The organism is Sphingomonas sp. FUKUSWIS1, from assembly GCF_000733135.1.
GTDB classification, from domain to species: Bacteria; Pseudomonadota; Alphaproteobacteria; order Sphingomonadales; family Sphingomonadaceae; genus Sphingomonas; species Sphingomonas aerolata.
This window is the reverse complement of the sequence record NZ_JPJC01000081.1, coordinates 6,667-13,638: the sequence shown is the minus strand read 5'-3', so window position 1 is coordinate 13,638 and position 6,972 is coordinate 6,667. Positions and strand designations below refer to the sequence as shown.

The following is a 6,972-nucleotide window of genomic DNA, read 5'->3' as shown; positions in this document are numbered from 1 at the left end:
TAGGCGGGCGCAAGCGCGGCGACCGCGCCGGCATCCTTGGCATCGAGCCGGTCGCGCAACGTCGCGACCTGATCGGGCGCGACCGGCAGCGGGCCCGCCGCAAGCGTCGACACCAGATCGGGCAGCGTGAAGTCGATCGACGCGCCGCGGACCTCGGCCGCGCCGAGCATGTCGACCGCGACCGCGACGACCTCCTGCGCGGCGGCGACCGAATCAAGCCCGATCAGCTCGCAACCGATCTGCCGCGTCTCGCGCGCGGGCGCGAGCTGCGACGCGCGCAGCTTGAGCACGGAGCCGGCATAGCTCAGCCGCACCGGCCGCGGGTGATGCCCCATCCGCGTGGCCGCGATCCGCGCGACCTGCGCGGTGATGTCGGGCCGGATCGCGAGCGTACGCTGCGACACCGGATCGACAAACCGCACCGCATCGTGCAGGCCGCCGGCCTTCAACCGCATCTCTAGCCCGTCGGCAAATTCGGCCAGCGGCGGATCGACGCGCTCATAGCCGTGCAGGCGTGCAGCCTCGAGCACACGCGCTTCGAGCGCGGCTGCCGAATCGGCGAAAGGGGGCAGGCGGTCTCGAAAACCTTCGGGGAGCAAAGCAGTCATGCGCGTGCCTCTAACCACTTCGCCCCCCGTTCGCGAGCCTTAGAAGTTGAGACCCATCGCGGTCTTAACCCCCGGCAGCGCGCGCACCTTCGTCAGCAGCTCCGGCGTCACCGCCTCGTCGACCGACAGCAGCAGCACCGCCTCGCCGCCCGCCTGGCGGCGGCCGAGATGGAAGGTGCCGATATTGACCCCCGCCTCGCCCAATGCCGTCCCGAGACGACCGATGAACCCCGGCGCATCCTCGTTGACGACATAGAGCATCGGCCCCGCCAGATCCGCCTCGATCTTGATCCCGAGCAGCTCGACCAGACGCGGCGCCGAATCGCCGAACAGCGTGCCCGCGACCGAGCGCTCGCCATCCTCGGTCCTGACCGAGACACGCAGCAGCGTGTGGTAATCCGCCTCGCGCTCGGTCCGCACCTCACGCACCTCGAGCCCGCGTTCGCGCGCCAGTACGGGGGCATTGACCATGTTGACGGTGGCGGTCTGCGTCTGGAGATAGCCCGCCAGCACCGCGCTGGTGATCGGCTTGGGGTTCAGTTCGGCCGCCGCGCCCTCGGTGTGCACCGAGATTCGCGTCACCGCGCCATGCGTCAGCTGCCCGACCAGCGCACCAAGCTTTTCCGCCAGCGCCATGTACGGCTTCAGCTTGGGCGCTTCCTCCGCCGACAGCGACGGCATGTTGAGCGCGTTGGTGACGCCGCCCGACATCAGGAAATCGGCCATTTGCTCGGCGACCTGGATCGCGACATTGACCTGCGCCTCGGTCGTCGACGCGCCAAGATGCGGCGTGCTGATGAAGTTCGGCGTGTTGAACAAGGGCGAAGCCTTGGCGGGCTCCTCGACGAACACGTCGAGCGCCGCGCCACCGACCTGGCCCGAATCGAGCGCCGCCTTCAGCGCGACCTCGTCGATCAGGCCACCGCGCGCGCAGTTGATGATCCGCACGCCCTTCTTGGTCTTGGCGAGCGCCTCGGCCGAGAGGATGTTGCGCGTCTGATCGGTCAGCGGCGTGTGCAGCGTGATGAAATCGGCACGTGCGAGCAGCTCGTCGAGCGTGACCTTCTCGACGCCGATCTCGATCGCGCGCTCGGGCGTCAGGAACGGATCGAATGCGACGACCTTCATCTTGAGCCCGCGCGCACGGTCGGCGACGATCGAGCCGATATTGCCCGCGCCGATCAGGCCGAGCGTCTTCGACGTCAGCTCGACACCCATGAAGCGGTTCTTCTCCCACTTGCCCGCCTGGGTCGAGGCGTCGGCCTCGGGCAGCTGGCGGGCGAGCGCGAACATCAGCGCGATCGCATGCTCGGCGGTGGTGATCGAGTTGCCGAACGGCGTGTTCATCACGACCACGCCCTTCGCCGAGGCGGCGGGGATGTCGACATTATCGACGCCGATGCCCGCGCGGCCGACGACCTTGAGGTTGGTCGCGTGCTCGAGGATCTCCTTGGTGACCTTGGTCGAGCTGCGGATCGCGAGACCGTCATACTCGCCGATCATCGCCATCAGTTCGGCGGGCGTCTTGCCGGTGATCTCGTCGACCTCGACGCCGCGCTCGCGGAAGATCTGGGCGGCGCGGGGATCCATTTTGTCGGAAATGAGGACTTTTGGCATGGGATTGCTCCTGGGAATGTCGGGGGAACGGAGGTGCGCGCTCGGTTTTGAAAGTCCGTCCTCACCCTGTCCCGTCACCCCGGCGGACGCCGGGGCCCATGGTTGCGGTCCGCCTAGTGAGCGGATGCTCCGTGTCCATGGGTCCCGGCGTTCGCCGGGATGACGGAAAAGGGCGGTGGGAAAAAGGGCGGCAGTAGCGAGTTTTAGGCAGCCTTGGCGGTCGCGTAGGCCCAGTCGAGCCAGGGCCCGAGCGCCACAATATCGGCGGTGTCGACGGTCGCGCCGCACCAGATGCGGAGGCCCGGCGGTGCGTCGCGGTAGCCCGCGACGTCATACGCAGCACCGGCCTTTTCGAGCGCCGACGCCATCGCCTTGATCATCGCCTCGTCCGCACCCTCGACCGTCAGGCAGACGCTGGTGCGCGACCGCGTCGCCGGATCGGCGGCAAGATGGCCAAGCCAGTCGCGTTCCGCCACGATCTTGTCCAGAGCCGCAGCATTCGCGTCAGACCGCGCGATCAGCCCGTCCTTACCCAGCGACTTCGCCCATTCGAGGCTGAAGATCGCGTCCTCGACGGCCAGCATCGACGGCGTGTTGATCGTCTCGCCCTTGAACACGCCCTCGGCGAGCTTGCCCTTCGAAACGAGCCGGAACACCTTCGGCAGCGGCCAGGCGGGGGTGTAGCTCTCGAGCCGCTCGACCGCGCGCGGGCCGAGGATCAGCACGCCGTGCGCGCCCTCGCCGCCGAGCACCTTCTGCCATGAGAAGGTCGCGACATCGATCTTGGTCCAGTCGATGTCATAGGCGAACACGCCCGACGTCGCATCGGCGAACGACAGGCCTTCGCGGTCGTCGGGGATCCAGTCCGCGTTGGGCACGCGCACGCCGCTGGTGGTGCCGTTCCAGGTGAACAGCACGTCGTTCGACCAGTCGACCGAGTCCAGATCGGGCAGTTGGCCGTAATCGGCGCGCACCACGGTGGGGTCGATCTTGAGCTGCTTGACCGCATCGGTCACCCAGCCCTCGCCGAAGCTTTCCCAGGCGAGTGCGGTAACGGGCTTGGCGCCCAGCATCGTCCACATCGCCATCTCATACGCGCCGGTGTCCGAGCCGGGGACGATGCCGATGCGGTGCGTGCTCGGAAGCTTCAGCAGTTCGCGCATCAGGTCGATGCTGTACTGGAGGCGGGTCTTGCCGATCTTCGAGCGATGCGAGCGGCCGAGCGAATCGGTGGCGAGCTTGTCCGCGGACCAGCCCGGAGGCTTCGCGCAGGGACCGCTGGAGAAAAAGGGGCGTGCCGGCTTGGTTGCAGGCAGCACAGGCGCACCTGTGGCGGTGGCATAGGTCGTATCAGTCATGTATCTCTCCTCACAGAGAGCACGCGCGGCGTTGGGACCGCGTGGCCCGTCGCCGGCCCTAACGACGTGGCGCGGTGAGTCAACCATGTCCGCGCATGCGCTCCCGTCGCCACGCTCCCCCATTCGCCCCGAGTGAAGTCGAAGAGCAGCGCCGCACACGCCCACGCCTCGACTCGCCGCAACGCCGCCCCGCAACGCGTGACAAGCCGGTGTCACGCGGGGATGATGGCCCCATGTACCGCGTCCTTTACCCTGTCCTGCTCTCGCTCGCGCCCATTCTCGCGCTTGCCGCCTGCGGCCGCGCCGATCGCCCCGCCGCGCCGCAACAGACCCGCCCCAACCTCTCGGTCCCGAGCAATCGCGAGACCGCGCAATGCCTCGCCGACCTGCGCCAGCTCCACGTCTCGTTCCAACTCCTGCCCGACCGCGAGACCGGTCCCGGCTGCGGGCTCGCGGGCACCGTCAAGCTGGTCGATATCGGCGTCCCGGTCGCCAACCTCACCGCGGTCCGCTGCGGCGCGGCGCGCGCGCTGATCGGCTGGACGCGCAACGCGGTCGCCCCCGCCGCCTATCAGATGCTCGGCAGCGAACTCGCGCGGATCGACAGCATGGGCAGCTATGCATGCCGCAACGTCGTCGGCTCGGCCCGCAACGCGAGCCGCCGCTCGGGCCATGCGGTCGCCAACGCGGTCGATATCGGCGGGTTCGTGCTTAAGGACGGGCGACGGATCAGCATCCTGAACGACTGGACCTCGCCCGACCCGCAGGTTCGCCAATTCCTCCAGACGATCCGCGCCTCGGCCTGCAAGCGGTTCGGGACGGTGCTCAGCCCCGACTATAACGCCGCGCACCGCAACCACCTCCATCTCGAGGACGATCGCGCGAATTTCTGCCGCTAGTACACCGGTCTAGCCCTGCGCACGGCTTTCGACTAAATCCGCCGAAATGACAGATACCCGCATTCCCTCACGCGTTTTCGCGAACGCCAGCCAGGACGCTGAAACCGCCCGCGAGATCGTTTCCACGCCGCAGACCCAGCATCCGCATTACCGGCTCGCCTTCCAGGACATGGACTTCCTGCTCCGCGAAGACCTTCGCCCGGTGCGCTTCCAGCTCGAGCTGCTCAAGACCGAACTGGTGCTCGAGGAAGCGAAGATCGCCTCGACCTTCGTCTTCTACGGCTCGGCGCGCATTCCCGAGCCCGCCAAGGCACAGGCGCTGCTCGAACTCGCCAGCGACGAGAAGTCGAAGAAGATCGCCGAGCGGCTAGTCGAGAAGTCGAAATATTACGACGTCGCGCGCGAGCTCGCCGCCAAGGTCAGCGTCCTGCCCCGCGACGAGCGCGGCTGGCGTCAGTTCGTGGTGTGCTCGGGCGGCGGCCCGTCGATCATGGAAGCAGCGAACCGCGGCGCGACCGATGTCGGCGCCGAATCGATCGGGCTGAACATCGTCCTGCCGCATGAGCAGGCCCCCAACCCGTACGTCACCCCGTCGCTGTCGGTGCAGTTCCACTATTTCGCGCTGCGCAAGATGCACTTCCTGCTCCACGCCCGCGCGCTGGCGGCGTTCCCGGGCGGGTTCGGCACGTTCGACGAGCTGTTCGAACTGCTGACGCTGATCCAGACGGGCAAGATCCAGCCGATCCCCGTGCTGCTGTTCGGTCGCCAGTTCTGGGAGCGCGTGGTGAATTTCGACGCGCTGGTCGAGGAAGGCGTGGTCAGCGAAAAGGACCTGTCGATCTTCCGCTATGTCGAGACTGCCGATGAAGCCTGGGCCGCGGTCCAGTCCTTCTACCGCGAGCGCGCTGCGGCCGAAGCCGCAGAGGCCTGATCTTCTGCCCCCTCTCCCCTCGGGGGAGAGGGCCGGGGTGAGGGGCCGCTAGGCAGCGCACACCCCGAAACAGCCCCTCTCCTCACCGAGGAGAGGGAGCCGCGATTACTGCTCCGTCCGCGCACCCTTGCGTGCGGCTTCCGGATCGACCGATGGCGCACCCGAGGCGGCCGTGCCGGTGTTCGCGATATCGGCGGTATCGCCGCCGTTCTCGACCGCAGCCTCGGCGGCGTTGGCGGTCGCAGGCTGATCTCCAGCGGCGGCGGGTTCTGCACCGGCGGCAGGCGCTGCCGGCAAGGGCAGGTTCGACCCCTGCTGGTTGAGATACAGGATCACGTTCGCGCGGTCCTCGGCACTGCCCAATCCGGCAAAGGTCATCTTGGTGCCCGGCGCGAACTTGCGCGGGCTGGTCAGCCACGCGTTCATCTTATCGAAGTCCCACTTGCCGCCGACGCCCTTCAGCGCGTCGGTGAAGGCATAGCCGCCCTTGCCCTGCGCGATCCCCTCGCCCAGCGTCGCATACAGGTTCGGACCGATCCCGTTCGCGCCGCCCTGGTTGATCGTGTGGCACGCGGCGCACTTCTTGAAGACCTCGGCGCCCTTGGCAGCATCGGCGGTCGGCAGCAGCGACGCGATCGCCACCTCGGCAGCGCCACCGCCGGCACCCTCTTCGACGACGCCCTCGATCGCATAGCCCATCTTCTCGGGGCGCTCGCCGTGGAACAACATGCCCCCCACGATCGACAGCCCAAGCGCCGCACCACAACCTGCGAGCACCCAGCCGGCGATCGTATTGGTCCTGTCGTCCATAAAGCGCACCCACCCCTATTTGATTTAGGACAGCCATAGAAAAGCCTGACCGACACCGCAAGCAAACGCTGCGCCCCGTCTTGCGCGGGCGCCGCGCGCCCTTGATTGCATCCGGCCCGCTGGCTACGCGCCGTGGCGATGGAAAACTTCGCCGCCCCCGCCCGTCCGATCGTCGCGCGGATGACCCAAGCCGCGATGGCGGAGCCCGCGCGCGCGGTCGCGTTTCAGGGCGCGCCCGGCGCCAACAGCCATGTCGCGGCGACCGAGGCATTTCCGGACGGCCTGCCGCTGCCCTGTTTCGACTTTGCCGATGCGATCGACGCGGTGAAGGACGGCCGCGCCGACTGCGCGATCATTCCGATCGAGAATTCTCTCCACGGCCGCGTCGCCGATATCCATTTCCTGCTCCCGGAATCGGGGCTGGTGATCACGGGCGAGCATTTCCTGCCGATCCGCCACGCGCTGATGGGGATCGGACCGCGCGATGGTATCCGCCAGGCGATGAGCCATCCGCAGGCGCTCGGCCAGTGCCGCCACTGGCTCAAGGCGCACGGGATCGAGCCGGTGAGCTATCCCGACACCGCGGGCGCCGCGGCCAAGGTCGCCGAGCTTGCCGACCCGACGATCGCCGCGCTCGCGCCGCCCGCCGCCGCTGCGCTCTACGGGCTCGATCTGCTTGCGACCGACATTGCCGATGCCGATCACAACACGACCCGCTTCGTCACGCTCGCGCGCGGCGGCAAGCCACC

At 68.0% G+C, this 6,972-nt stretch carries 7 protein-coding genes; 3 read left to right on the top strand and 4 right to left on the bottom strand.

Annotation, left to right across the window (positions count from 1 at the left end; translation table 11 throughout):
• The 3 genes from sphsw_RS05955 to sphsw_RS05945 form a co-directional block, all read right to left on the bottom strand.
• On the bottom strand, positions 1–608 hold a 608-nt coding region (locus sphsw_RS05955), incomplete at its 3' end, for an ATP phosphoribosyltransferase regulatory subunit (protein WP_031439798.1).
• Between the two features lie 39 nt (positions 609–647).
• On the bottom strand, positions 648–2,225 hold the full coding sequence (serA, locus tag sphsw_RS05950; RefSeq protein ID WP_031439797.1) for a phosphoglycerate dehydrogenase: 1,578 nt from the start codon (positions 2,223–2,225) through the stop codon (positions 648–650).
• 203 nt (positions 2,226–2,428) lie between these two features.
• Positions 2,429–3,583 (bottom strand): phosphoserine transaminase, encoded by a 1,155-nt coding sequence (locus sphsw_RS05945; protein WP_031439796.1) that lies wholly within the window; start codon positions 3,581–3,583, stop codon positions 2,429–2,431.
• A gap of 233 nt (positions 3,584–3,816) precedes the next feature.
• Here sphsw_RS05945 and sphsw_RS05940 point away from each other — a divergent pair, with 233 nt between their 5' ends.
• Together sphsw_RS05940 and sphsw_RS05935 are read left to right on the top strand one after the other, a co-directional pair.
• Entirely contained in the window at positions 3,817–4,482 is a 666-nt protein-coding gene (locus sphsw_RS05940) for an extensin family protein (protein WP_031439795.1), read from the top strand.
• 46 nt (positions 4,483–4,528) lie between these two features.
• The gene (locus tag sphsw_RS05935; RefSeq protein WP_031439794.1) at positions 4,529–5,413 is read left to right on the top strand and encodes a TIGR00730 family Rossman fold protein; all 885 of its coding nucleotides are present in this window, start codon (positions 4,529–4,531) and stop codon (positions 5,411–5,413) included.
• 105 nt (positions 5,414–5,518) lie between these two features.
• Here the strand turns inward: sphsw_RS05935 and sphsw_RS05930 are convergent, their stop codons facing one another.
• Entirely contained in the window at positions 5,519–6,223 is a 705-nt protein-coding gene (locus sphsw_RS05930; RefSeq protein WP_031396507.1) for a c-type cytochrome, read from the bottom strand.
• A 138-nt stretch (positions 6,224–6,361) separates the two neighbouring features.
• Between sphsw_RS05930 and sphsw_RS20305 the strand changes: the two genes are divergently transcribed.
• On the top strand, positions 6,362–6,972 hold a 611-nt coding region (locus sphsw_RS20305), incomplete at its 3' end, for a prephenate dehydratase domain-containing protein (RefSeq protein WP_235188301.1).

Bases quoted from the DNA above. Each gene is read 5' to 3' on its own strand.
- serA (WP_031439797.1), bottom strand. From the start codon at position 2,225: ATGCCAAAAGTCCTCATTTCCGACAAAATGGATCCCCGCGCCGCCCAG.
- sphsw_RS05945 (WP_031439796.1), bottom strand. From the start codon at position 3,583: ATGACTGATACGACCTATGCCACCGCCACAGGTGCGCCTGTGCTGCCT.
- sphsw_RS05940 (WP_031439795.1), top strand. From the start codon at position 3,817: ATGTACCGCGTCCTTTACCCTGTCCTGCTCTCGCTCGCGCCCATTCTC.
- sphsw_RS05935 (WP_031439794.1), top strand. From the start codon at position 4,529: ATGACAGATACCCGCATTCCCTCACGCGTTTTCGCGAACGCCAGCCAG.
- sphsw_RS05930 (WP_031396507.1), bottom strand. From the start codon at position 6,223: ATGGACGACAGGACCAATACGATCGCCGGCTGGGTGCTCGCAGGTTGT.